Annotated in this window: 22 protein-coding genes; 12 read left to right on the top strand and 10 right to left on the bottom strand. The window is 70.7% G+C overall.

What is annotated here, in order from left to right:
* Window positions 1-242: 242 nt before the first annotated feature.
* On the top strand, window positions 243-1,382 hold the full coding sequence (locus tag KHC28_RS23245; RefSeq protein ID WP_214010725.1) for an alpha-D-ribose 1-methylphosphonate 5-triphosphate diphosphatase: 1,140 nt from the start codon (window positions 243-245) through the stop codon (window positions 1,380-1,382).
* A gap of 92 nt (window positions 1,383-1,474) precedes the next feature.
* The gene (gene phnN / locus KHC28_RS23240; RefSeq protein ID WP_376772785.1) at window positions 1,475-2,089 is read left to right on the top strand and encodes a phosphonate metabolism protein/1,5-bisphosphokinase (PRPP-forming) PhnN; all 615 of its coding nucleotides are present in this window, start codon (window positions 1,475-1,477) and stop codon (window positions 2,087-2,089) included.
* 89 nt (window positions 2,090-2,178) lie between these two features.
* Here the strand turns inward: phnN and sciP are convergent, their stop codons facing one another.
* A complete protein-coding gene (sciP, locus tag KHC28_RS23235; RefSeq protein WP_213356345.1) occupies window positions 2,179-2,454 on the bottom strand; it encodes a CtrA inhibitor SciP in 276 nt (91 codons plus the stop codon).
* Between the two features lie 313 nt (window positions 2,455-2,767).
* On the opposite strand from sciP, the gene mnmA reads away from it, so the two are divergent.
* The 3 genes from mnmA to KHC28_RS23220 all read left to right on the top strand — a co-directional run bounded on the left by mnmA (window position 2,768) and on the right by KHC28_RS23220 (window position 6,100).
* Window positions 2,768-3,961: a tRNA 2-thiouridine(34) synthase MnmA gene (gene mnmA, locus KHC28_RS23230; RefSeq protein WP_214010724.1), complete on the top strand. Its 1,194-nt coding sequence runs from the start codon at window positions 2,768-2,770 to the stop codon at window positions 3,959-3,961.
* A 57-nt stretch (window positions 3,962-4,018) separates the two neighbouring features.
* Window positions 4,019-4,708, top strand: a complete 690-nt coding sequence (locus tag KHC28_RS23225; RefSeq protein ID WP_214010723.1) for a class I SAM-dependent methyltransferase — start codon at window positions 4,019-4,021, stop codon at window positions 4,706-4,708.
* A gap of 153 nt (window positions 4,709-4,861) precedes the next feature.
* Window positions 4,862-6,100 (top strand): alpha/beta hydrolase family protein, encoded by a 1,239-nt coding sequence (locus KHC28_RS23220; RefSeq protein ID WP_214010722.1) that lies wholly within the window; start codon window positions 4,862-4,864, stop codon window positions 6,098-6,100.
* Between the two features lie 47 nt (window positions 6,101-6,147).
* On the opposite strand, the gene KHC28_RS23215 is transcribed toward KHC28_RS23220, so the two are convergent.
* The 4 genes from KHC28_RS23215 to KHC28_RS23200 all read right to left on the bottom strand — a co-directional run bounded on the left by KHC28_RS23215 (window position 6,148) and on the right by KHC28_RS23200 (window position 9,992).
* A complete protein-coding gene (locus KHC28_RS23215; RefSeq protein ID WP_214010721.1) occupies window positions 6,148-7,563 on the bottom strand; it encodes a pyridoxal phosphate-dependent decarboxylase family protein in 1,416 nt (471 codons plus the stop codon).
* A 209-nt stretch (window positions 7,564-7,772) separates the two neighbouring features.
* Window positions 7,773-8,744: a glutathione S-transferase family protein gene (locus tag KHC28_RS23210; protein WP_214010720.1), complete on the bottom strand. Its 972-nt coding sequence runs from the start codon at window positions 8,742-8,744 to the stop codon at window positions 7,773-7,775.
* 139 nt (window positions 8,745-8,883) lie between these two features.
* Window positions 8,884-9,408: a GNAT family N-acetyltransferase gene (locus KHC28_RS23205; protein ID WP_214010719.1), complete on the bottom strand. Its 525-nt coding sequence runs from the start codon at window positions 9,406-9,408 to the stop codon at window positions 8,884-8,886.
* 20 nt (window positions 9,409-9,428) lie between these two features.
* The gene (locus tag KHC28_RS23200; RefSeq protein WP_214010718.1) at window positions 9,429-9,992 is read right to left on the bottom strand and encodes a helix-turn-helix domain-containing protein; all 564 of its coding nucleotides are present in this window, start codon (window positions 9,990-9,992) and stop codon (window positions 9,429-9,431) included.
* Between the two features lie 300 nt (window positions 9,993-10,292).
* Here KHC28_RS23200 and KHC28_RS23195 point away from each other — a divergent pair, with 300 nt between their 5' ends.
* The gene (locus KHC28_RS23195) at window positions 10,293-10,853 is read left to right on the top strand and encodes a GNAT family N-acetyltransferase (RefSeq protein WP_214010717.1); all 561 of its coding nucleotides are present in this window, start codon (window positions 10,293-10,295) and stop codon (window positions 10,851-10,853) included.
* 52 nt (window positions 10,854-10,905) lie between these two features.
* Here KHC28_RS23195 and KHC28_RS23190 read toward each other — a convergent pair whose 3' ends face one another.
* From KHC28_RS23190 to KHC28_RS23170, 5 genes are all read right to left on the bottom strand, one after another.
* Window positions 10,906-11,892 carry an alpha/beta fold hydrolase gene (locus KHC28_RS23190; RefSeq protein ID WP_376772792.1) on the bottom strand — a complete coding sequence of 329 codons (987 nt, stop codon included), beginning with the start codon at window positions 11,890-11,892 and terminating at the stop codon, window positions 10,906-10,908.
* Between the two features lie 600 nt (window positions 11,893-12,492).
* Complete coding sequence (locus tag KHC28_RS23185; protein WP_214010715.1) at window positions 12,493-14,565, bottom strand: hypothetical protein; 2,073 nt, start codon at window positions 14,563-14,565, stop codon at window positions 12,493-12,495.
* A gap of 31 nt (window positions 14,566-14,596) precedes the next feature.
* Complete coding sequence (locus tag KHC28_RS23180) at window positions 14,597-17,521, bottom strand: DUF4159 domain-containing protein (RefSeq protein ID WP_214010903.1); 2,925 nt, start codon at window positions 17,519-17,521, stop codon at window positions 14,597-14,599.
* A 2-nt stretch (window positions 17,522-17,523) separates the two neighbouring features.
* Window positions 17,524-18,519, bottom strand: a complete 996-nt coding sequence (locus tag KHC28_RS23175; protein WP_214010714.1) for a DUF58 domain-containing protein — start codon at window positions 18,517-18,519, stop codon at window positions 17,524-17,526.
* 33 nt (window positions 18,520-18,552) lie between these two features.
* Window positions 18,553-19,563, bottom strand: a complete 1,011-nt coding sequence (locus KHC28_RS23170) for an AAA family ATPase (protein WP_214010713.1) — start codon at window positions 19,561-19,563, stop codon at window positions 18,553-18,555.
* A 330-nt stretch (window positions 19,564-19,893) separates the two neighbouring features.
* Between KHC28_RS23170 and KHC28_RS23165 the strand changes: the two genes are divergently transcribed.
* From KHC28_RS23165 to KHC28_RS23140, 6 genes are read left to right on the top strand one after another with little or no spacing between them, the layout of a single operon-like run.
* Window positions 19,894-20,514, top strand: coding sequence for a DUF1285 domain-containing protein (locus KHC28_RS23165; RefSeq protein ID WP_214010712.1), 621 nt, complete (start codon window positions 19,894-19,896; stop codon window positions 20,512-20,514).
* A complete protein-coding gene (locus KHC28_RS23160; RefSeq protein ID WP_214010711.1) occupies window positions 20,511-21,164 on the top strand; it encodes a CoA pyrophosphatase in 654 nt (217 codons plus the stop codon). Before KHC28_RS23165 ends, KHC28_RS23160 begins: the two co-directional genes overlap by 4 nt.
* Window positions 21,164-21,427, top strand: coding sequence for a DUF6111 family protein (locus tag KHC28_RS23155; protein WP_214010710.1), 264 nt, complete (start codon window positions 21,164-21,166; stop codon window positions 21,425-21,427). The genes KHC28_RS23160 and KHC28_RS23155 overlap by 1 nt, the downstream gene beginning before the upstream one ends.
* Entirely contained in the window at window positions 21,424-22,656 is a 1,233-nt protein-coding gene (locus KHC28_RS23150; protein ID WP_214010709.1) for a CCA tRNA nucleotidyltransferase, read from the top strand. Before KHC28_RS23155 ends, KHC28_RS23150 begins: the two co-directional genes overlap by 4 nt.
* A gap of 48 nt (window positions 22,657-22,704) precedes the next feature.
* Window positions 22,705-23,142, top strand: a complete 438-nt coding sequence (locus KHC28_RS23145; protein WP_214010708.1) for a VOC family protein — start codon at window positions 22,705-22,707, stop codon at window positions 23,140-23,142.
* 36 nt (window positions 23,143-23,178) lie between these two features.
* Window positions 23,179-24,288 (top strand): DUF3616 domain-containing protein, encoded by a 1,110-nt coding sequence (locus tag KHC28_RS23140; protein ID WP_214010707.1) that lies wholly within the window; start codon window positions 23,179-23,181, stop codon window positions 24,286-24,288.
* Window positions 24,289-24,413 lie beyond the last annotated feature (125 nt).

The following is a 24,413-nucleotide window of genomic DNA, read 5'->3' as shown; positions in this document are numbered from 1 at the left end:
GTTCTGGCAAACGGATTTGCCCTGGCTGCTGAAGTCCAGATTGAGAGCGAAGCGTTTCGAGGGGCGGACGACCGCAGGCTCGCAATTGCTGCAGCGCAGTTCATAAGAGCGAGTGGCTACAGGTGCGACAGCGTGTCTGGAGCGATACGGGCACTTGGAACAGACCCATACACCCTGAAGTGCAACCGCTTCAGCCTCACCTACCAGATCAAAATCAATGACCGCGAAGGTTTGCAAGCAAGATGAACGAGACCATTCTCGCAAATGCGCAGCTGGTGCTGGAGGACGAGGTGCGTCCCGGCCATCTGGTGATCCGCGACGGGCGGATCGCCGAGATCGGCGAGGGCGCCGTGCCGCGCGGGGCCATCGACGTCGGCGGCGACTATCTGCTGCCCGGCTTCGTCGAGCTGCACACCGACCATGTCGAAGGTCATCTCTATCCGCGCCCGCGGGTGATGTGGAACGCGTTTGCCGCCGTGACCGCCTATGACGCGCAGATCGCGGCGGCCGGCATCACCACCGTGTTCGATTCGCTGCGGGTCTGGCCGGACAAGAAGGCGGTGGGCATGGATGGCGACGCGCCGCTGCTCGCCGCCACCCTGGCCGAGGCGTCCGAGGCCGGGCTTTTGCGCGCCGAGCACCACGTACACCTGCGCTGCGAGGTGGCGGCCGACGGCGTGGTGGAGGACGCGCAGACGCTGATGGAGGCCTGCGACGTGCGCCTCGTCTCGCTGATGGACCACACGCCCGGCCAGCGGCAATTCCTCACCGAGGAGCATTTTCGCAGCTACTACAAGAAGAAGAGCGGGCTGACCGACGCCGAGATGGACGTGATCGTCGCCGACCGCCTGCTGGCGCACGAAAAGCACGCCCGCGCCAATCGCGAGCGGCTGGTGGCGATCGCCCGCCAGCGCGGCATCGTGCTGGCGAGCCATGACGATGCCACTCCGGCGCATGTCGCCGAGGCGGTGACCGACGGCGTCGCCATCGCCGAGTTCCCCACCACGGTGGCGGCGGCGGAAGGCTCGCACAAGGCCGGCATCCGTGTGCTGATGGGCGCGCCGAACGTGGTGCGCGGCGGCTCGCACACCGGCAATGTCGCCGCCGGCGACCTCGCCGGGCGCGGCGTGCTCGACATCATGAGCTCCGACTATGTGCCGGGCAGCCTGCTGCTCGCCGCCTTCGCGCTGCCGACGCTGGTCGAGGGCATCACCCTGCCGCAGGCGGTGGCGATGGTGAGCGCCAATCCCGCCGACGCGGCGAGCATGGGCGATCGCGGGCGGCTGAGGCCGGGGCTGCGGGCCGATGTGCTGCGCGTCTCGCTCGCCGGGCCGGCGCCGGTGGTGCGCACGGTCTGGCGGCAGGGCGAGCGGGTGGCGTGAGGCAGCGCGAGGCGACGTCTGGCGCGGGCGGTGTAGCGTGTGTCGCCGGGGCGGCCTATGACGGCGGCAGGGACGAGACGGGAGTTGCGGGCGTGAGCGGCGAGACCGAGGCGGATACCTTGCCGGGAGTCGGCGCGGATGCCGAAGCGGGCGTGGTCCGCCTCGGCCCCGGCACGCTGGTGCTGGTGGTCGGCCCCTCCGGCGCCGGCAAGGACACGCTGATCGGCCTCGCGCGGGCCCGGCTCGACGGACGGGCGGGCCTCGCTTTCGCCCGTCGCCGCATCACCCGGCCGACCGACGTGACCGAAGACCATATCAGCCTCGACGAGGCGGCGTTCGCGCGCGGCGTGGCGGCCGGCGAGTTCCCGCTGCACTGGCGGGCCAACGGGCTCGCCTATGCGCTGGGGCCGGAAGTGGCCGAGGCGATCGGCGCCGGCCGCATCGTGGTGGCAAACGGCTCGCGGGCGGCGGTGCGGGAAGCGCGGCGGCGCTTCGCCGATGTGCGGCTGGTGCTGGTGACGGCGCCGCCCGAGGTGCTGGCGGCACGGATCGCCGCGCGCGGACGCGAGAGCGCCGAGGACGCGGCGCGGCGCCTGACGCGCGAGCCGGCGCTGACGATGGCGCCGGCGCTCACCCTCGTCAATGACGGCGCGCCGGAGGCGGCCGGCGCGCGGCTTGTGGCCTTCCTGGAGCAGCTGGCGGGATAGGGCGGTCCGGCAAGTCCGGCCCCGCAGACGACAACGGCCGGAGCGAGGTCCGGCCGTGCGATCCGTCATGAAAGCGAGGGGATGGCAGGCTACTGCCGGTATTGCTGGATGCGGGTGGTGCGCAGGCCGGCGAGGCCGTGGCGGTCGATCGAGGCCTGCCAGGACAGGAATTCCTCAGTGGTGAGCGTGTAGCGCTTGCAGGCTTCCTCAAGGCTGAGCAGCCCGCCGCGCACGGCGGCGACCACCTCGGCCTTGCGGCGAATGACCCAGCGGCGAGTGTCCGGCGGAGGAAGATCGGCAATGGTCAACGGACTGCCGTCCGGTCCGATCACGTATTTCACCCTGGGGCGGTAGGCCTCGGTCATTGTACGCTCACTCATGACACCCGAACTTATGAGATGATGGTATCCTGACAGCGATAAATATTTTCCTAAACGAATCACGAGCCGGTGAGTTCACCAAGGTTAAGGCCTTCTTAACATCCGCTAAACTTTTTGTTTACCTTGCGGAATCTTAAGGGGTGCTGCTTTCATTGCGCCGGTGGCGGATGGGCACGAAGCGCCCGGGTTGCGCGGCAGGGGCGGTATTGCGTAGAAACAGGTTCGACGAACGGCGCCGACGCCCTATATAGGGACTCCGCAGTCGTTACCTTTTGATGTCTCTGACCCGCTATTCGCCATGATCCGCCTCGACGACACAGGCCGTGCTCCGAAGGACATCCGCGTGGTGGTGGCGATGTCGGGCGGGGTGGATTCCTCGGTGGTCGCCGCGCTCTACGCGCAGGCCGGCTACGAGGTGATCGGCGTCACGCTGCAGCTCTACGACCATGGCGAGGCGATGCACCACCGCCCCGGCGCCTGCTGCGCCGGGCAGGACATCTACGACGCCCGCATGGTGTGCGAGAAGCTCGGCATCCCGCATTACGTGCTCGACTATGAGAGCCGGTTCCGCGACGCGGTGATCGAGCGCTTTGCCGACGCCTATGCGGCGGGCGAGACGCCGATCCCCTGCGTCGACTGCAACCGCACCGTCAAGTTCCGCGACCTGATGGAGACGGCCAAGGATCTCGGCGCCGACATCCTCGCCACCGGCCATTACGTCACCAGCCGCGGTCTGCCCGACGGCACGCGGGCGCTCTACCGCCCGCTCGACGAGAGTCGCGACCAGAGCTACTTCCTCTATGCGACGACGCAGGCGCAGATCGACATGCTGCGCTTCCCGCTCGGCGAGACGACGAAGCCGGAAGTGCGGGCGCTGGCGGAAGGCTTCGGGCTGAAGGTAGCCGACAAGCCGGACAGCCAGGACATCTGCTTCGTGCCCAACGGGCACTACACCGCCATTGTCGAGAAGCTGCGCCCCGAGGCCGGCGAGCCGGGCGAGATCGTGCATCTCGACGGCAGGGTGCTCGGGCAGCATTCCGGCGTGATGCGCTACACGATCGGCCAGCGCAAAGGCCTCGGCATCGCCAGCTCCGAGCCGCTCTACGTGGTGGGCATCGATGCCCGCCAGCGCCGGGTGCTGGTGGGGCCGCGCGCGGCGCTCGGCGTCACCGAGGTGCGCGTCGACGAGGTGAACTGGCTCGGCGACGAGAGCCTCGACGCGGCGCTCGATGCCGGCCGCGAGATCTACGTGAAGGTGCGCTCGACCCGCGCGCCGGTGCCCGGCCAGCTCGGACGCGCCGGCGACGGGGCTCCGGTGGTGCGGCTCGCCGCCGCGGAGGAAGGGGTAGCGCCGGGACAGGCGTGCGTCTTTTATGCGGATGCCGCGTCGGGGACGCGGCTGCTCGGCGGCGGGGTGATTCGCCGCGCGCCGAATACGTTCACAGCGCTGACACGCGGTCAGGAGATGTTGGCGAACGTCCGTACCGCGTGAGTCGGGCGTCGCACCGGGACCGGCAGCAAAGCCGGACCGGACCTGTTGGGGGAAAGCATGACGACCGATCTCGACCGCGCCACCGTTGAGGAAGCCTATGCCCGCTGGGCGCCGGTTTACGACGTGGTGTTCGGCGCGGTGTTCGACGCCGGCCGCAAGGCGGCCATCAAGGCGGCGGAGAAGATCGGCGGGCGCATCCTCGAATTCGGCGTCGGCACCGGCATCGCGCTGCCGGCCTACAAGCGCAGCAACCGCCTCGTCGGCGTCGACATCTCCGAACCCATGCTCCACAAGGCCCGCGAACGGGTGAAGAAGGAGCATCTGCGCCATGTCGAGGGGCTGTGCCTGATGGACGGCGCGCATCTCGGCTTCAAGGACGACAGCTTCGACGTGGTGATCGCCCAGTTCGTCATCACCGTGGTGCCGCATCCCGAGGAAACGCTGGACGAGATGGCCCGCGTGCTGAAGCCGGGCGGCGAGATCATCCTGGTCAACCATCTCGGCGCCGAGGACGGGCCGCGCGCGGTGTTCGAGCGCTGGTTCGCCCGCAAGGCGCGCAAGCTCGGCTGGCGGCCGGAATTCCAGTTCGCCCGGCTGCGCAACTGGGCGCTGCAGAACGGCACGGTCGACCTGCCGATCGCCAAGGATGTCGGGCTCGGCATGTACACGCTGGTGCGCTTCCGCAAGCGCAGCGCCGCCGAAATCGCCGCGCCGGCGGAAGAGCGCAAGGTGGCGCTGGCGGGGTAACCCGCCGGTCCGGCGCGGGTGGGGGCCGGCATCGCACTCACGGCGTCATTGCCCGGCACACGGCCTGTCCCGTAAAGGAGTGTCGCGCGCTGAGTCTCCCCTGGATGCCAGCGCGGTTCCTCGCGCCGCCATCATCCTGACCGGGAGACCTGCATGCCGCCTCTTCTGCGACTGTCGGCGGCGCTTGCGCTGCTGATACTGGCCATGGCCGCCGGTACGATCCTGCCCGTCCGCGCGCAGGACGGCGCGGCGGTCGAGGTGGCGTCCGGCGTCCGCTACGAGTTCCTGGCGCGCTGGGATGTCGAGCGGCTCAACCAAATCCTTGAGGTCGACACGCCGGCCTTCGCCGGTCTCGCGCAGACCTACACGCCGGCCCGCAATGCGGTGCGGCTCTATCGCGTGACCTATCCTTCGGTGATCCCGGAGCGCGGCAACCGGCCGACCGTGGCGAGCGGGCTGCTGGCGATCCCCGAGACGCAGGAGACCGGCGCGGGCGAGACGACGTTCCCGATGGTCTCCTACCAGCACGGCACGGTGTACGGAAAGCAGGAGGTGCCGTCGTTCCCCGAGCAGTCGCCGGAAACCCAGCTGATGATCGCGCAGTTCGCCGGGCAGGGCTATGTGATGATTGGCGCCGACTATTTCGGCCTCGGCACTTCCGACGAGCCGGAAGGCTACATGGTGAAGGCCAGCCACCAGCAGGCGACCTTCGATATGCTGACGGCCAGTCGCAGTGTGCTGGCGGCGATGAAGCTGGCCGCTCCGAAACTGTATCTCGCCGGCTGGTCGCAGGGCGGCTTCGTGACGATGGCGTTCCTGCAGAAGCTGGAAGCGGCCGGGGTCGCGGTTGAGGCGGCAGCGACGGCCAGTGCGCCGGTCGACATCTACGTAGCGCTGAGCGGCTTCCTCGATTTTCCGCGCGCCAACGATGCCTCGTGGGTGACGACGCTGTTCATCCTGTCGTCGTTTTCCTTCGAGCGCTATTACGGGGTACCAGGCCTCGCGCGTTCGCTGATCAACGACGACTATTACGAGGTGGCGCGCAAGGCCTATGAGCGGCAGCCCTTCGATGCCAAGGACATACCGACCGAGCTCAAAAAGCTGATCCGCGCGGAGTATTTCGATCCGCAGTTCTTCGCGGCCTCGGCCTATGGACGGCTCGTCGCGGCGACCGAGGCCTATCGCTGGATCATCCGGACGCCGGTGCGCAACTACTATGGCGAGGCGGACGAGGTGATCAGCGTCGGCCTCGGCCGGATGGCGATGACCTATCACCGCGCCATCGGCGCCGGCAACGCTAAGGTGGAAGCGGTCTCAACCGGAGAGACCAACCATCGCGGGACGTTCGCCCGCGCCGTGCCGCAGTGGAAGGCGTGGTTCGACGCCATGTGACCGCGCCGCTTCGCGGGCGTCATTGCGCGCGGTGCCCATGATGGCACTCACCCATTCAGCTCCCCCGCCGCCGCGATCACCTCGGCGACGATCTCGTGCACGTCGTCTTCCGTGGTGCGGTGGTTGACGAAGCAGGCGCGCAGGGCGAAGCGGCCGTCCAGCGTGGCGTTGGACAGATAGACCCGGCGGCGGGCGAGGAGCCGGCGCAGCAGCGCCTCGTTGTCCCGCTCCCGGTGGCGGAAGCACACCGCGCTGAGCGAGCCGGCCGACATCAGCTCCAGCTCGGGACGCGCGGCGACCGCGCGCTCCAGCAGCCGGGCATGGGCGAGGTCGCGGGCGATGGCGGCGCGGAAGGCGGCGCGGCCGTGATAGCCGAGCGACATCCACAGCTTGAGCGCGCGGAAGCGGCGGGACAGCTCCAGGCTCTCGTCGAAATAGGCGAAGGTCTCGCCGGGATCGGTGTTCAGCGCCCGCACATAGTCGCCGCTATGCGAGAAGGTCTTTCGCGCGACGTCGGCGTGGCGGTGCAGCAGGCAGCCGCAATCGACCGGCTGGTACAGCCATTTATGCGCGTCGAGCGAGACCGAATCGGCGAGCGACAGGCCCTCGAACAGCTCGGGCGCGGCGAGCGCCGCCAGCACGCCGAAGGCGCCGTCGACATGCATCCAGAGGTCCTCGCGTTGGGCGATGGCCGCGATGGCGGGCAGGGGATCGATGGCGCCGGTCGCCACGGTGCCGGCGGTGGCGACGATGGCGATGGGCGTGCGGCCGGCGGCGCGGTCCTCGGCAATGGCGGCCTCCAGCGCGTCGAGGCGCATCCGCCTCTCCGCATCGACCGGGATGAGCCGCAGGTTGCGGCGGCCGAGGCCGATCAGCGCCACCGCCTTCGGCACGGACATGTGCACCTGCTCGGAGGCATAGACGATGCCGGGGCGGGCACCGTCCTCATTGGCCGGCAGCTTCGCCTCGCGCGCCATGGCGAGCGCCATCAGATTGGCCGAGGAGCCGCCGCCGCACAGCGAGCCGGTGAAGCCGGGGCAGCCGATCGCCTCGCCGAGCCAGCCGATCACCGCCTGCTCGACGGCGACCGCCGCCGGGGCGGAGCGCCAGGCGCCGACATTCTGGTTCAGCACCGAGGCGAGCAGGTCGCCGAGCGCGCCGACCGGCTCGCCGGAGCCGAACACATAGCCGAAGAACCGGCCGCCGGAGGGACGGGAATGCGCGGCGATGGTGGTGAAGTCGTCCAGCACCGCCGCGCCGCGCCCGTCCTCGGCCCAGGGGCGGGCGAACAGGCTGGTGGTCTCGCCGGCGGTTGAGACGGGACAGGCCGGGCGGGCGTCGAGCCCGGCCCAATACTCGGCGGCAAGCCGGGCGGCGGTATCGAGGAGGCCGGCGAGCTCGGTGCCGGAGATGTCCAGCGCGCGGGGCTGCCGGTCGCTGTCGTCCTGTCGCGCGTGATCCATCGTCGCCCCCTCGCCGCCGTCGCCCCTCAAGGGAGCGGCGCGGGAGGCTAGAGCATGTTCCGCGAAAGCGGAAAAGCTTTCGCGGAACATGCTCAGCTTATCGAATCTGGAGCACTTTCTTGTCGATCAGGTGATTCCACCTGATCGGAAAGGGCTCCCGGATTCCCCGGCGCGTCCGGCAATACGGCGAGGCGTCGTGCCGCCCGCGCTCATTTGGCCCAGGAGAGATCCGGTCCCACCGGGACGATGCCGGTCGGGTTGATGGTCTTGTGGCTCTCGTAATAGTGCCGCTTGATGTGGGTGAGGTTCACCGTGCCGGCGACGCCGGGCGTCTCGTAGAGCGCCTTCAGGTAGCGCGACAGGTTCGGGTAGTCGGCGATGCGGCGGATGTTGCACTTGAAGTGGCCGACATAGACGGCGTCGAAGCGGATCAGCGTGGTGAACAGCCGCCAGTCGGCCTCGGTCTGCGTCGCCCCGAACAGCCAAGGGCCGTCGGCGAGGCGGGCCTCCAACTCGTCCAGCATGGCGAACAAAGCGAGCACCGCCTCCTCATAGGCCTCCTGCTTCGTCGCGAAGCCGGCCTTGTAGACGCCGTTGTTGACCGCGTCGTAGATGCGGGCATTGAGCGCGTCGATCTCCGCCCGCAGCGGCTCGGGATAGTAGTCGTGCCGGTCCTGCGTGAAGGCGCCGAAGGCCGAGTTGAACATGCGGATGATCTCCGCCGATTCGTTGCTGACGATGGTGCCGCGCTTCTTGTCCCACAGCACCGGCACGGTGACGCGGCCGGAGAAATGCGGGTCGGCCTGCAGATAGACCTCGTAGAGCCGCTGCTTGCCGAGCACCGTGTCGGCGGTGGCGCCAAGGGTGGGGCGCTCGGCGTGGCCGGCGAACACCCAGCCTTCCTCGCCCATATGCGGATCGACCACGTCGACGTCGATGAGGTCCTGCAGCTGCTTCAGCTGGCGGAAGATCAGCGTGCGATGCGCCCACGGGCACGCATAGGAGACATAGAGGTGGTAGCGGCCGGGCTCGGCGGCAAAGCCGCCCTCGCCGGTGGGGCCGGGCGCGCCGTCCGGCGTGATCCAGTTGCGGAAACGGGTGACGGTGCGCTCGAAGCGCCCGCCGGTGCTCTTGGTATCGTACCAGGTATCGGCCCATTTGCCGTCGACCAGCAGTCCCATCGCGTCTCTCCCTCTGGATCGAGCGCGAAGCTAGGACGAAACCGCGGCGATGGCACCCTGCGATGCATGGCAGTGGCGAGAAGGACGGATTGCGGGAATGCCCGTGCGGCCCGTGCCGCGCCAGCCAGAGCCGCTTGCGCTACAGCCGCTTGACGTAGAGCCGGGTGGCGGTGAGCCCGCCATGCGGCTTCAGCGCGAATTCCGGGATCTCGCCGCAGAACACGAAGCCGTGCCGCTCATAGAGGCCGGCGGCGCCGCCATCGCTGGCGGTGTCGAGGACGAGATGCGTGCGGCCCTTTTCGCGGGCGACGGTCTCGGCGGCGGCGAGCAGGGCGCTGGCGATGCCGCGGCCGCGCAAGGCGGGCAGGGTCATCATCTTGGCGATCTCGGCGCGGTGCGGCTGGTTTTCCGGCAGAGCGAGCTGCAGCGTCACCGTGCCGGCCAGCGTGTCGCCGACGAAGGCGCCGAGCACCACGCGCTCGCCGCGCCCGGCCGCCGCCAGCGAACCGCGCCAGAAATCGGTGGCCTTTTCGAGGGCGAGCGGGTGCATGAAGCTGACCGAGCCGCCGCCAGCCACGGTGTCCACCAGCAGCGCCGCGAGGGCGGTCACGGTCGGCTCGTCGTCGGCGAGCGGGCGGATGGCGAGATCGGGCAGGTTTGGCATGGGAAGGCTCGTTCCGGGGGTCAGAGACGGGTGAGGGCGACGATGTAGCGGCAGGGCACGGCACCTTCATTGGCGAAGGTGACTTCCGCCGGCGGGCCGAAGCCGAGCGCGTCGCCGGGCTTCAGCTCGTGGCGGGTGCCGTCCTCGATGAGGGTCAGCGCGCCCTCGCGCAGCTGCAGCACCTGGCGGATCGGCGCATAGGAGGAGGCCGGCAGGGTGACGCGGGCGCCGGGCGGCAGCTCGACCTCGACCAACTCGACCGGATGGTCCGGCCGGGCGAAGATCTGCCGCCGCAGATAGGCGGTGGCGGGATCGCGCCACAGCGGCTGGTCGGCGGCGCGCACCAGCCGGTCGGCGCCCTCGGCGCGCAGCAGCAGCCCGGCGAGGGTGAGGCCGAAGGCATTGGCGAGCCGCACCAGGGTCACGGCCGTCGGGCTGATCTCGCCGCGCTCGATCTTGCTGATCGTCGCCTTGCCGACCTCGGCGCGGGCGGCGAGATCGGCCAGCGACCAGCCGCGTGCCTCGCGCTCCAGCTTGAGGCGGCGGGCGAGGCGGGCCTCGGTGTCGTCAATTAAGTTGGACATACGTCTCTTATAGGAGACGATGGCGGTAACGATCAAGAGGGAGGGGCTGCCGCTGCGTCGGCGGCGCGCGGTAGCGTTGCGAGCTACCTCTCGACCTGCGTCCCGGCCTGTGCTATCCGGCCGAACCTTTTTCGGGAAAGACGGCGATGGCCCCGAGGCCGATGCAGCGACGACGAGACGAGGCGACCCGCGCGGAGATGCTTCCGCGCGTGGGCGATTTCGCTCGCCGATGCCGGCGGCCGTGAACAGACGGTCGCTCGGCGCGGCGATGTGCCGACCTTGAGCCTTCCGAGCGCCGACATGACCGAGCTTTCCATTACCGTCCTCACCGAGAAGCCCGCCGACGATGCCGCCATCGAGCGGCTGGTGGCCCGCACCTTCGGCCCCGGCCGCTATGCCCGCACCGCCTACCGGCTGCGCGAGGGCAACCCGCACCGGCGCGACCTCTCCTTCACCGCCTATATCGGCACCATGCTGGTCGGCTCGGTGCGGCTCACCCCGATCGTCATCGGCGAGGACGCGGCGCTGCTGCTCGGCCCGCTCACCGTCGAGCCGCCGTTCCGCTCGCACGGCATCGGCCGGCGGCTGGTGGAGCGCTGCCTGGAGGCGGCGAAGGCCGAGCTGGCGTCGAAGGCGGCGCTCGACGAGGCCGGCGCCGCGCGGCTGGTGCTGCTGGTCGGCGACGAGCCCTATTACGGCCGCATGGGTTTCAAGCGGGTGCCCCCCGGACAGGTGAATCTGCCGGGGCCGGTCGATCCGGCGCGGGTGCTGGTGTGCCCGCTCGACGACACCCTGCCCGAGGCGGTGCATGGGGCGGTGCGCAAGGCGTTCGCCACCGCGCTGCCGGCGGCGGCGGAGTAGGACGGCGCAGGGGCCGGAACGCGCGCCGCGTCCCGGCCCGGCTGGTCCTACGCTACAGCGCGCCGAGCAGCGCCTTGTGGAATTCGTCGGGCGCCTCGACCTGCGGCGAATGGCCGAGGCCGGGAAACTCGATGAGCTTCGCGTTCGGGATCGCCTTCGCCGCCGCCTTGCCGAGCTCGGCATAATTTCCCAGCGTGGCGGCGATCTCCGGCCGGGCGCGGTTGGCGCCGGGGGCGGTCCTGTCGTTCATGCCGATCATCAGCACGGTCGGCACGGCGATGTCGCCGAACTCGTAGAGCACCGGCTGGGTGTAGACCATGTCGGAGGTCTGCGCCTGGTTCCAGGCGACGATCTCCTTGCCGGGCCCGGCATAGAGCCCGGCGGCCATGTCGACCCAGCGGTCATAGGCCGGCTTCCACTGGCCGTTGTAGTAGAACTTCAGCTGATAGGCCTTGATGCTGTCGGCGCTGGTCTTCAGCTCGCCCTGATAGAGCTGGTCGATGGTGGCGTAGGGCACGCCCCTGGCCTTCCAGTCCTCGAGGCCGAGCGGGTCCACCATGACCAGCCGGTCGGTGGCGGTAGGGAAGGACAGCGCGTAGCGCGCCGCCAGCATGCCGCCCATGGAATGGCCGATGATCGTCGCCTTCTCGATGCCGAGCGAGGCAAGCAGCTTGTGGGTGTTGTCGGCCAGCTGGTGGAAGCTGAACTGGTAGCCCTTCGGCTTGGTCGAGGCGCAGAAGCCGATCTGATCGGGCACGATCACCCGGTAGCCGGCCTTGGACAGCACGTCGATGGTGCCTTCCCAGGTGGCGCCGCAGAAATTCTTGCCGTGCAGCAGCACCACGGTGCGGCCATTGGGATCGGCGACCGGGCCGACATCCATATAGGCCATCGATACCGTCTGTCCCTGCGAGGCGACGTCGAAGCGCTTGATCGGGTGCGGATAGGCGAAGCCTTCGAGCTGCGGGCCATAGGCGGGCGCGGTCTGGGCGAATGCCGGCAGGGACGGGGCGACGAGGGACACAGCAGCGAGGGACAGGGCGGCGAGCGGCAGGCGTTGGGCGACGCGGCGCCGGCGTGTGGATATCAACGGATCAGGCCTCCAGGACTGGCGGACAGGATGTGCGGCAGCGCCGGCGGATGCCGGACGCTGCCCGCAGCCTAGGGCGCAGGCCTGACGGCAGGGTGTCACGAGGCGGCGAGGCCGGGCCGCCATCCCCTCAACAAAGAGCGAGCGGGTTGGCCGGGGGAGCGCCGAGATGCGCCGCTGGCGAGAGGCTCGGCGCCGCAAATCCGCCACTGAGCGAGGGGCTATCGCCCCAAACTCGCCAGTGGACGAGGGGCTTACCGCCCCAAACTCGCCAGTGGACGAGGGGCTTACCGCCCCAAACTCGCCAGTGGACGAGGGGCTTACCGCCCCAAACTCGCCAGTGGACGAGGGGCTTACCGCCCCAAACTCGCCAGTGGACGAGGGGCTTACCGCCCCAAACTCGCCAGTGGACGAGGGGCTTACCGCCCCAAACTCGCCAGTGGACGAGGGGCTTACCGCCCAACTCGCCAGTGGACGAGGGGCTTACCGCCCCAAACTCGCCAGTGGACGAGGGGCTTACCGCCCCAAACTCGCCAGTGGACGAGGGGCTTACCGCCCCTCGCGGGCCCAGGCGGCGGCGATGCCGGCCATGAGGATCAACAGCCCCGTCAGCCCGGCGAACAGCGGGAACAGGCCAAGCCCGCGCACCACCGAGACGTCGCGCAAAGCGAGGCCCATCCAGTCCTCGCCGGCGAAGCGCTCGCCCGAGCGCACCGCCACTACGCGCGGCACGCCGCCGGCGAGGTCCGCCATGCGCCAGACGCCGCCGCCGGTGGTCGCCAGCGGGGCGCGCAGCGTCTCGGTGGTCGAGGTCACCTCGGAAAATTCGCGCGGATTGAGCGGGCCGACATTGACCAGCGCGGTATGGGTGCCGTCGGTCGCCCGCCACAGGCCGAGCATGTCGGCCGGGAAGGTGGCGCGGAACAGGCCGGGCTCGACCGAGGTCAGCGTCAGGGTGCGGGTCGCCCCGGTTGGGTTGGTGACGACGACGGTGGGCGCGGTGTCGCCCATGGTCTGGCGTTCGACCACGAGATCGGGGCCGTGCGCGGTGAGGCGCAGGCGCTCCTCCTCGAGGTCCGGCTCCTTCATCAGCCAGTGGGACAGGCGGCGCAGAAGGTCGATATAGGGGCCGCCGCCCTCGAAGCCGCGCGCCCACAGCCAGAAATGATCCGATAGCAGCAGTGCGACGCGGCCCTCGCCGACGCGGTCGAGCAGCAGGATCGGCTTGCCGTCCGGCCCATCCATCACGCTAGTGCCGCGGGCGCCTTGCGTGTCGACGATGCGGAAGAAGCGGGCCCAGGCCGGCGGGTTGCTCTCCGAGCCGGGCAGAGCCCGCGTCACCGGGTGGCGGCGGCCGGCATCGGTGAGCGCGGCGCGGAACGGCGTCTCGGTCATGTGGCCGGCGGGAGCGGCCGGCAGGATCGCCTCCAGCGGGGTGTTGAACACCGAGCCGTCCGAGATGTAGTCGGTGCCGGCGGCGACCAGGAGCGCGCCGCCTTCCTCGACATAGCGGACGATGTTGTCGAAATAGATCATCGGCAGCACGCCCTGCTGGGAGTAGCGGTCGAAGATGATCAGGTCGAAGTCCTTGATCTTCTGCTGGAACAGCTCGCGCGTCGGGAAGGCGATCAGCGACAATTCGTTGATCGGCGTGCCGTCCTGCTTCTCCGGCGGGCGCAGGATGGTGAAGTGCACGAGGTCGACGTTCGCGTCGGACTTCAACAGGTTGCGCCAGGTGCGCTCGCCGACATGCGGCTCGCCGGAGACGAGGAGCACGCGCAGCTTGTCGCGCACGCCGTCGATGGAGACGGCGGCGCGGTTGTTCACCGGGGTGAGTTCGCCCTCGAGGCCGGCGGCCTCGATCTCGACGATGTTGGCCCCCGCATGGGTGATCTCGACATCGACCTTCGCCTCCTGTCCGGCGGTGACGATGGGGCGTGCCACCACCTCGCCGTCGCGGCGCACGGTGACGCCGACGCGGGCGCCGGCGGGGGCGCCCTCGTCGACCACCCGGTAGCCGATGGTCTGGTTCTGGCCGACGATGCCGAAGCGCGGCGTGGTGGTGAGCGCCACCCGGCGGTCGCGCTCGCCCGGCTTGCCGGAGATGATGGCGTGCACCGGGGCGCGGAAGCCGAGCGCCGCCATGTTGGCCGGGATGTCGTGCACGCGGCCGTCGGTGAGGAAGATGGCGCCGGCCACCCGCTCGGGCGGCACGTCGGCCAGCGCGGCGGAGAGCGCGGTGAACAGGCGGGTGCCGTCGACCTCGCCGGCACCGGCGCCGGCATCGACGAAGCGGATCTCGGCGCCCTGCTCCTTCAGCCGGGCGAGGCGGGTCTCCAACTCGGCGCGGGCGGCCTCGGTCACGGCGTTGCGGTCGCCGAAATCCTGGCTGGCGCTCTTGTCGACGACGACAGCGACCACGGTGGAGAGCGGCTCGCGCTCCTCGCGGGTGAGCGAGGGGTTGGCGAGCGCCAGCACCGCGAGGGCGAGGGCGAGGCTGCGCAAGAGCGCGCCGCGCGAGCGGGCGACGATGAGCAGAATCGCGACGGCGGCGGTGATCGCGGCGGCGGCGATCAGGAACGGCAGCGCGATGAGCGGATCGAAGGCGAGGCCGAGATTCATCGTGCGGGGCCTCCGGAGGCGTTATGCGACATCATTGTCCCAGCCTTTCGAGCAGCGCGGGGACATGCACCTGGTCGGCCTTGTAGTTGCCGGTCAGCACGTACATCACGAGATTGGCGCCGGAGCGGAAGGCGAGCTCGCGCTGGCGGGCGCCGCCTTCCGACAGCGGCAGCAGCGGGCCGCCATCCGGCGCGGTCGCCCAGGCGCCGGCGAGGTCGTTTGAGGTGATCACCACCGGCGAGACGCCGTCGCCGGCACGGGCCGGACGCTCCTCGCCCTCCTCGGCCGGGGGCAGCGCCTCCACCCAGGTGGTGCCGCCGGTGAAGCGGCCGGGGAAATCGCGCAGCAGGTAGAACGCCTTGGTGAGCACGTGGTCGCGCGGCACCGGCTCCAGCTCGGGGATATCGAGCCCGTCGAGGATCTGGCGCAGCGCCGGATTGGTCGGCGTCGCGCCGCCGACGCCGGGGATGGTGGTCTCGGCGTCGCGGGTATCGAAGACGATGGTGCCGCCCTGCTTCATGAAGGCGTCGACGCGGGCCAGCGTTTCCGGTGAGGGACGCTGGGCGTTGGGCAGCACCGGCCAGTAGAGCAGCGGGAAGAAGGACAGCTCGTCGCGCGACAGGTCGACGCCCATCGGCTCGCCGGCCTCCAGCGCGGTGCGCTCGCCGAGGAAGTCGGTCAGCGCCTTGAGGCCGGAAGCGCTGACCTCGTCGGTCTCGGCGTCGCCGGTGACGACATAGGCGAGGCGGGTGGCGCTGGTCGCCTTCACCGCGAAGTCGGTCTCCGCCGGCGTCATCGGCGTGTCCGGGCGGGCGGCGGGAGCTTGGGCCTGTGGCCGGGCTTGGGGCTGGGCTTGCGCCTGAGGCGCTGGCGCGGTCTGGGCGTGCGCCGGGGCGCCGGCGAGCAGGCCGAGCAATCCGGCCAGCGCGAGCGCCAGCAGGAGGCCCGCGGCGGTGGAGGTCCGGCGCGGCGCGAGGCGGGACAGGCCGCCGGCGAGCAGGAACACGATCATGGCATCCACCAGCAGGAGGGCGAGCAAGGCGAGCAGCAGCGGCGCGCGCAGGTCGCGCGGGGCGGCGTCGCGATAGGGCTCGACGCGACCGAGGGCCGAGAGGTCGAGCGGCGCCAGCCGGTCGGCGGGCAGCAGCGCGTTGACCGCTACCAGCCCTTCCGGCGGGCCGTAGAAGCCGGGCGGGTGCTCGGCACTGGCGCGGCCGTTGAAGCCGACCGGGATGGCGCGGGCGGTCGGCGTGACCGGCCGGAAGGCGCCGAAGCCGTCGAGCAGCCGGCTCGGCGGCACCGTCTCGCCGGTGGTCTCCACCGTGCCGACAGCGGTGCCGTCGCCGGCCGCCTCGGCGGCGCTGGAGCCGCCAAGCGCCACCACTCGTCTGAGCATGTCGACGAAGGCGCCGGAGATCGGCAGGTTCGACCATGAAGTGTCGGCGGTGACGTGGAACAGCACCACCATGCCGGCGCCGCGCTTCTCGCCGGTGACCAGCGGCGTGCCGTCGGTGAGGGTGGCCCAGGTGCGGGTGGCGAGCAGGCCGTCCGGTTCGGCGAGCACCTGCCGGCCGACGGTGACGTCGTTCGGTACCGGCACGTCGCGGAACGGGCCGTCGGGGTTGAAGCCGCCGAGCGATTGCGGCTGCTCCCACGACAGCGAGCCGCCGAGCACGCGGCCGCCGCGGCGCAGCGTCACCGGGACGAGGTCGTCCGAGCCGTTGGCAAGCCGCGGGCCGGCGAAGCGGATCAGCACGCCGCCGCCCTCGATCCAGCGCTGCAGCCGCTGATGCACCTCCGGCGGGATGGTGCCGACATCGGACAGCACGATCACCGGCAGCTTCTGATCGATGAAACGCTCTATGGCTTCCGGGGTGGCGGCGCCGTCGGCGGTGCGGATATCGGCGAACGGGCCGAGGGCGCGGGTGAGATAATAGGACGGCGACAGCAGCGGCTGGCGCTGGTCGGCGGTGACGCCGGAGACCAGGCCGACGGTGCGCCGCCGCCAGCGCTTGTCGAGCAACTGCACCGCGCCGGCGGATTCCACCCCGGCGATGTCGAGGCGCGCGACCTCGTTGCGGATCTCGACCGGCATGTCGAAGCGCGCCTCGGTCTCGCGGGCGCCGGGCTCGAAGCTGAACGGCGCCTCGCCGAGGGTGAGGCCACGCATGTCGAGCGCCCGCACGGTGCCCGCACGGGACAGAGTCTGGCGGTCGGCGCGCAGCACCTTCACGGTGAGGGCGCCGGCGGCATTGTCGGCGGCCGCGAGCGCCAGCGGCTCCTCGACGCCGTCAGCCAGGGTGGCGAGCGGGTGCTGGCCGGCGATCGCGGCGAGCTCGGTGGCGAAGCCGTCAGTGCCGTCAAGGCGGACGCCATCCGACAGATAGACGATGCCGGGGCTCTGGCCGGCGCCGGACGCGGCGTCCAGCGCCTTGCGCAGGCTGGCGAGCGCGGCGGCGCGGTCGGGCAGGAAGGGCTGCGGCTCCAGCGTGCGCAGGCGCTCGCGCGCCTCGCTCGGCGTCATCAGGCGCGGTTCGAGCGGCGGATCGCCGGTGGGGATCAGCACGATGCCGCGGCCGGCGAGGTCGGCATCGGCGACGATGCCCTCGGCGGAGACGCGGCGCGCCTCCCAGGTGGAAGCGGCGGACCAGCCGGAATCGATCAGCAGCACCACCGGGCCGGAGGAGGACGGGCCGGCGACCGGGGGATTCCAGATCGGCCCGGCGGCGGCGAAGATGACGAGCGCGGCGAGCAGCAGCCGCAGCACGGTGAGCCACCACGGCGTGCGCGCCGGGGTCTCTTCCTTGGGCGGGATGTCGAGCAGCAGCCGGGTCGGCGCGAAGGCGATGCGGCGCGGGCGCGGCGGCACCAGGCGCAGCAGGAACCACAAAAGCGGCAGCGCGGCGAGCGCGGCGAGCAGCAGCGGGGTGGTGAAGGCGAGGGGGAGGCCGAGCAGGTTCATCGGCTGTGTCCTCCCGCCGTTTCGCCATGCGTCTCGCCGGCATGGGCGCCGCGCTCGTCGGCGGCATCCTCATATTCCGGAGCGCCGGCCGGCAGCGCGGCGAGCGCATCGGCGCCGCCGGTCATGCGGGCGTGCAAAGCGAGCAGCAATTCGGTGGCCGGCCGATCGGTGCGGTGGACGAGGAAGCTCCACATGCGGCGCTCCGCCTCGCGGCGGATGATGGCGCGGTGGCGGGCGACGCGCTCAACATAGTCCTCGCGCACCGTCTCGGCGCGACCGACGGTGAGCAGCGTGCCGCTCTCCGGCTCGCGGAACTCGATGCGGCCGGAGAACGGGAAGGTCTCCTCGGCGGGATCGCAGACCTGCACCACATGGCCATGGGCACCGGAGGCGGCGAGGCCGGCGATGCTCGTCACCACCTCCGGCGTCGGGCTCCAGAGATCGCCGAGCAGCACCACCTCGGCGAGCGGCGAGGGCGCGAAGGCCGGCGGCAGGCTCTGCGGCAGCGCATGGGCGTGGACCAGCGATTCCGCCATCTTCTCGACGATGCGGCGCGAGGCGGAGGGGCGCATGACGCCGGGAATGCCGACCCGCTCGCCGCCCTTCACCAGAAGCTCGGCGAGGGCGAAGGCGACGACGAGGGCGCGGTCGCGCTTGGTCTCCCAGACCAGCGGCGAGGCGAACACCATGGAGGCGGACAGGTCCGGCCAGATCCACACCGTGTGGGCGGCTTCCCATTCGCGCTCGCGGACATAGAGATGGTCGTCGCGCGCCGAGCGGCGCCAGTCGACGCGGGCGGAGGGCTCGCCATCGACGAAGCGGCGGTACTGCCAGAAGTTCTCGCCGGAACCGGCGCGGCGGCGGCCGTGCAGGCCGTGATAGACGCTGGCGGCGATGCGGCGCGCTTCCAGCACGAGACGCGGCATGGCGGCAACGAGGCCGGCGGCGTCCTGCGCCGCGCTCCTGACGGCATTGTCCGCATCAATTTCCATCAAACCGTCCCATGCCACGCCACGCCACGTTCCTCAGCCGATCTTCGCCGCCAGCTTGGCGATGAGGCCGGTTACCGTCTCGCCATCGGCGCGGGCGGCGAAGGTGAGCGCCATGCGGTGCTTGAGCACGGGCTCGGCCAGCGCCACCACGTCGTCGACCGAGGGGGCGTAGCGCCCGTCCAGCAGCGCACGGGCGCGCACCGCCAGCATCAGCGACTGCGAGGCGCGCGGGCCGGGGCCCCAGGCGATGAACTTGGAGAAGGCGCCGGCATCCGGGCCGGGGCGGGCGGAGCGCACCAGGGTGAGGATCGCCTCCACCACCGATTCGCCGACGGGGAGCCGGCGGACGAGGCGCTGGGCGGCGGTGAGTTCGTCGGCGGTCATCACCGCCTTCGGCCGGGTTTCCTCGGCGCTGGTGGTGTCGAACAGGATCTTCCGCTCGGCCTCGCGGTCGGGATAGTCGACGTCGATTTCCATCAGGAAGCGGTCGAGCTGGGCCTCGGGGAGCGGGTAGGTGCCTTCCTGCTCCAGCGGGTTCTGCGTCGCCAGCACATGGAACGGCTTGGGCAGGTCGTGGCGCGCGCCGGCGACGGTGACGTGGCCTTCCTGCATCGACTGCAGCAGCGCCGACTGGGTACGCGGCGAGGCGCGGTTGATCTCGTCGGCCATCAGCAGCTGGGCGAAGACCGGGCCCGGGATGAAGCGGAAGGAGCGCCGGCCGCCGGCGCCTTCCTCCAGCACCTCGGCGCCGAGGATGTCGGAGGGCATCAGATCGGGGGTGAACTGCACCCGGCGGGCATCGAGCCCGAGCACGGTGCCGAGCGTCTCGACAAGCTTGGTCTTGGCGAGGCCGGGCACGCCGACCAGGAGGCCGTGGCCGCCGGACAGGATGGTGATGAGCGTGCGCTCGACCACCGCCTCCTGACCGAAGATGACCTGGCCGATGCCGGCCTTGGCGGCGCGGACATTGGCCGCCGTCGCCTCCGCCGAGCGAACGATCATGGCGTCGAGGGATTCGAAATTCTCGCCGGTCGCGGACGTCATGTCGTGCTCCTTCAACCTTGCTGCGCCATGGGGTCCATGATCGGTACCCCGCGGCTCCATCGGCACTTTGCAAGCCCGGGGCCACACCAGTCCCCGGGCCGGTTTCCGCCGGACGCCCGGCGCGGCAGGCTTCCCTCAGCCCGACCCCCGCCGATGGTTTGCCGGTTATGTTGCGCTGCAAAATGCCTTATTGCAACGCACATATTCCGCTACCGCCCGGACGGCGTTCGGGCTTCCTGACGGTCAAGCTTACGCTATCTTCAGATCGCGTCGACTATCGGGCGGGGGATCACGACTGCGCGATTAAGCCTGTGTGACAGAGAAAGAATCATGGTTTCAGACACTTCCGGGCGACTTGACGATTTCATGAGGTCGATCGCCACAGCGAAGGGCGAGGGCGGGCCGCCGCTGGAGCGCTGGAACCCGCCGGACTGTGGCGACATCGACATCCGCATCGACCGCGAGGGCGGCTGGCACCATGAGGGGCGTCCGATCGGGCGGCCGGCGCTGGTGAAGCTGTTCGCCTCGGTGATGCGCCGCGAGGGCACCCGCCACGTGCTGGTGACGCCGGTGGAGAAGCTCGGCATTACCGTCGAGGACGCGCCGTTCCTCGCGGTGGAGATGCGGGCGGAGGACGCCGCGCCGGACGCCGGGCAAGACCGGCCGGCGCGGCTTGCCTTCCGCAGCAATCTCGACGACTGGGTGATGTGCGACGACGCGCATCCGCTGCGCTTCGACCGGCAAGCGGACGGGTCGGTGCGCCCCTATATATATGTGCGGCGCGGCCTGTGGGCGCGGCTGACCCGGCCGGTGTTCCTCGAACTCGTCGAGCGGGGCGAGGAACGCGTGGTCGAGGGGCAGCCGATGTTCGGCGTCGCCTCGTCCGGTGCGTTCTTCCCGATCGCGCCGGTCGAGGGCCTGTCCGCCGAGGAAATGGAAGACCGATCATGAATGCCGCCGTGCCGCTGCCCGCCCTTCCCGATCTTCCGCCCCGGCTGGAGGACTTCGTTGCCCGTGCCCGCGCCCGGCTGCTGCCGGTGCCGGATCTCGACGGGGTGCCGACGCGAGGCGACCACGAGCTGACGCCGGAATTCCGCGACCTGGTGGCGAAGGTGCGGGGCGCGGCGGTGCTGATCCCGGTGGTGGCGCGGCCTGAGCCGACGGTGCTGCTCACGCTGCGCTCCTCGCATCTGCCGAGCCATGCCGGGCAGATCGCCTTTCCCGGCGGCAAGATCGACCCGACCGACCCCGACCCGCTGCACGCCGCGCTGCGCGAGGCGGAGGAAGAGGTCGGCCTCGATCGCAAGCTGGTGGCGCCGCTCGGCTATCTCGACCCCTATCTCGCCCGGACCGGCTACCGCATCGTGCCGGTGGTGGGGCTGGTGCAGCCGGATTTCGGCCTGACTCTCAATCCCGGCGAAGTCGACGAGGCCTTCGAGGTGCCGCTGGACTTCCTGATGAGCCCGGACAATCACCACCGGGAAAACCGCGAATGGCTGGGGATGATGCGCACCTTCCACGCCATGACCTATGACAAGCGGCGCATCTGGGGCATCACCGCCGGTATCCTGCGCAGCCTCTATGACAGGGTGTATGGCTGATGCTGCGGATCGCGCTCACCAATATCCTGCTGTTCCTGACGCCCTTCGCGCTGTTTGCGCTCTATCTGCGCTTCGGCCGGCGGGTGGACGCGGCGCTGGCGGGCTGGTCGACGCGGGCTCTGGCGGGCTGCCTGTTCGCCGGGGTGGCGCTGGTGGCGGCGAGCCTGCTGCTGTTCGAGGCCGGCACGCGCGGGCCGACCACCGGGCGCTACGTGCCGCCGACCTGGGAAGGCGGCAAGCTGACGCCGGGCCACATCGAATGACGCGGGCGACGCATGAGCTGATCGACGCCCGCCCCGGCCTCGCCCGCCTGCTCGACGTGCTCGACGGCGCGGGCGAGGAGGCGCGCATCGTCGGCGGCGCGGTGCGCGACTGGCTGGTGGGACGCGGGGCGCGCGGCGATGTCGACATCGCCACCACCGCGACGCCGGACGAGGTGACGCGACGGGCGAAGGCCGCCGGCTTCAAGGCGATCCCGACCGGCATCGAGCACGGCACGGTGACGGTGATCGCCGAGGGCCTGCCCTATGAAGTGACGACGCTGCGCGAGGACGTGGAGACCGATGGGCGGCGGGCGCAGGTGGCGTTCGGCCGCGACTGGCGGGCCGACGCCGCGCGGCGCGACTTCACCATGAACGCGCTCTATTTGACGCGCGGCGGCGAGCTGATCGACTTCATCGGCGGCGAGGCCGATGCCCGCGCCGGACGGGTGCGCTTCATCGGCGACGCCGACCGGCGCATCGCCGAGGATTATCTGCGAATCCTCCGGCTGTTCCGCTTCCATGCCGGCTACGGCCACGGCCCGGTCGATCCCGAGGCGCTGGCGGCGGCGGTGCGCGGCCGGGACGGCCTCGCCCGGCTGTCGCGCGAGCGGGTGCGGGCCGAGCTCCTGAAGCTGCTGACGGCGGCTCGCGCGGCGGAAACGCTGGAGGAGATGGACGCCGCCGGGCTGCTGGCGCCGGTGCTGGGCGAGCCGGGTGACGTCGCTACCTTCGCGCGGCTCGCCGCGCTCGAGGCGGCGCTGGGGCTGGCACCGGACGCGGTGCGCCGGCTCGGCGCGCTTGGCGTGCGCGAGGAGGCGGACGCGGTGGCGCTCGCCGAGAAGCTGCGGCTGTCGCGCGCCGAGGCCGCCCGGCTGGCGGCGCTGGCCGGCCCGGCGCCGACGCCCGGCATGTGCGAGAAGGGCCAGAAGGCGTTTCTCTACCGCATGGGGCGCGAGCGCTTCACCGACCGGGCGCTGATCGCCTTCGCCCGTTCGGGGGGCGCCGTCGACGACGCCGGCTGGCTGGCGCTCATCGACATTGCGCGGGACTGGCCGATCCCGAATTTTCCTTTGAAGGCGGCGGATTTTCTCGCGCGCGGGCTGGCGCCCGGGCCGGCGCTCGGTGCGGCGATGAAGCGGACCGAGGAGGCGTGGATCGAGGCCGGCTTCCCGCAGGAGCCAGGCGCGCTCGACCCGCTCGTCGCGACGGTACTCGCCGACGACCGCTGAACCGGCGGCCATGCCATAGTGCGCCCTGACCCAAGGGGAGGGAGCACCATGGCCAGTGAGGGGCTGCACGTCGCCCGGCAGATTTTCGCCCGGCAGATTTTCGTCAATTTGCCGGTGAAGGACCTGAAGCGCTCGGTGACGTTCTTCACCGCGCTCGGCTTCAGCTTCAACCTGCAATTCACCAATGACGACGCCACCTGCATGATCATCGGCGAGAATTTCTACGCCATGCTGCTGGTCGAGCCGTTCTTCAAGCGCTTCACCCACAAGGCGATCGCCGACGCCTCGAAGACGACCGAGGTGCTGGTGGCGCTGGCGGTGGACGACCGGGAGGTGGTCGACGCGCTGGTGGCGAAGGCGCGCGCCGCCGGCGGCGCGGTGCCGCGCGAGCCGCAGGATATGGGCTTCATGTATTCGCACGGCTTCGAGGATCCCGACGGCCACATCTGGGAGGTGTTTCACATGAGCGAGATGCCGCCGGCCTGAGCCCCCGCGCCTCTGGTCGCGGCGCGGGAAGGGTGGTTGAATGACACCCTTGCCGTCGTTTCGGGTGATGCCATGGTCGCCGCATGGGTGCGGGTCTTGCGGTTGGGTCTGCTGGCAGTGCCGCTGCTTGCCGCCAATGTGGGAATTTCCGTCGCCGATGAGGCGGAATGGCACATTGAGGGCCGGCTGTTCGGCAAGCTCGAACCCGGCGGCAGCGGCAAGAAGCTCGACTTCAAGACCTCGCGCGACGTCAGCGGCATCGCCTGCGAGGATGGCAACGCGCCGGCGCGCCTGTGCCTGATCGCCGACGACGAGGCGCAGGGCGTGCAGATCGTCATGGCCAAGCCGCATGGCGGCGAGGCCGGCGCCTTCATCCCGCTGATTTCCGACCGCTATGCCGGCGAGCCGCTGTCGCTCGACGCCGAGGGCGTCGCCTACGCCGACGGCGCCTTCTACGTCATCGGCTCACACGCCCGGCCGCGCCGCGAGAGCGACCCGGCGGCGGCGAACGCCCGTGCCAAGGCGACGTGGCGGGTGTTCCGCATCCGCTTCGTGCCGGGCTCGGTGAACCGCAATGGCGACATAAGGGGGCCGCGCCCGTCGGTCGAGGTCTCCACCGACCTGCCGGCCTTCCTGCGCTCGGTGCCGCAGCTGGCTACGGCCTTCGACGGCAAGCTGCTCGACCACGGGCTGAACATCGAGGGCGTCGCGGTGCGCGAGGGGCGGCTGATCGCCGGCCTCCGGGCGCCGGCGGTGGAGGGACGGGCGGCGACGGTGTCGGTGCCGCTCGCCTCGCTGTTCGACGGCCAGCCGGGCAAGGCGGAGCTGACCACCTACGATCTCGGCAAGGACACCTCGGGCACGCCGCGCGGCATACGCGACCTCGTCGCCTTCGGCTCGGGCCTCCTGTTCCTCGCCGGACCGCAGCTCGACCCGCCGCGCGCCACCTATGGCGACTATGCGGTGTACCGCACTTTGCCGGGCGGAGGCGCGGCGCTGGTGACGAACCTGCCGTCCTTCGGCGGCGAGGCCAAGCCCGAGGCGCTGCTGCCGCTGAAGCACGAGGGCGGCGCGCTGCGCGCGGTGCTGCTGTTCGACGGCCCGCGCGAGGGCGGTGGCCGGGTGCTGAGCTTCGAGATCCGCTAGTTGCGGGTGACGCACGGGAAGATTGCGGCGGCCGGGCAGGAGCTTGCCGGGCTGGGCCACGCCGTGCTTGACCCGGAGATGGGGCGTCCCTAGCTTGCTCGGAGGAACGGGGAGCACCTAGCAAC

Origin of the sequence: Ancylobacter sonchi (assembly GCF_018390695.1) — a bacterium.
Taxonomy (GTDB): Bacteria; Pseudomonadota; Alphaproteobacteria; order Rhizobiales; family Xanthobacteraceae; genus Ancylobacter; species Ancylobacter sonchi.
This window is presented reverse-complemented; position numbering and strand designations above follow the sequence as displayed.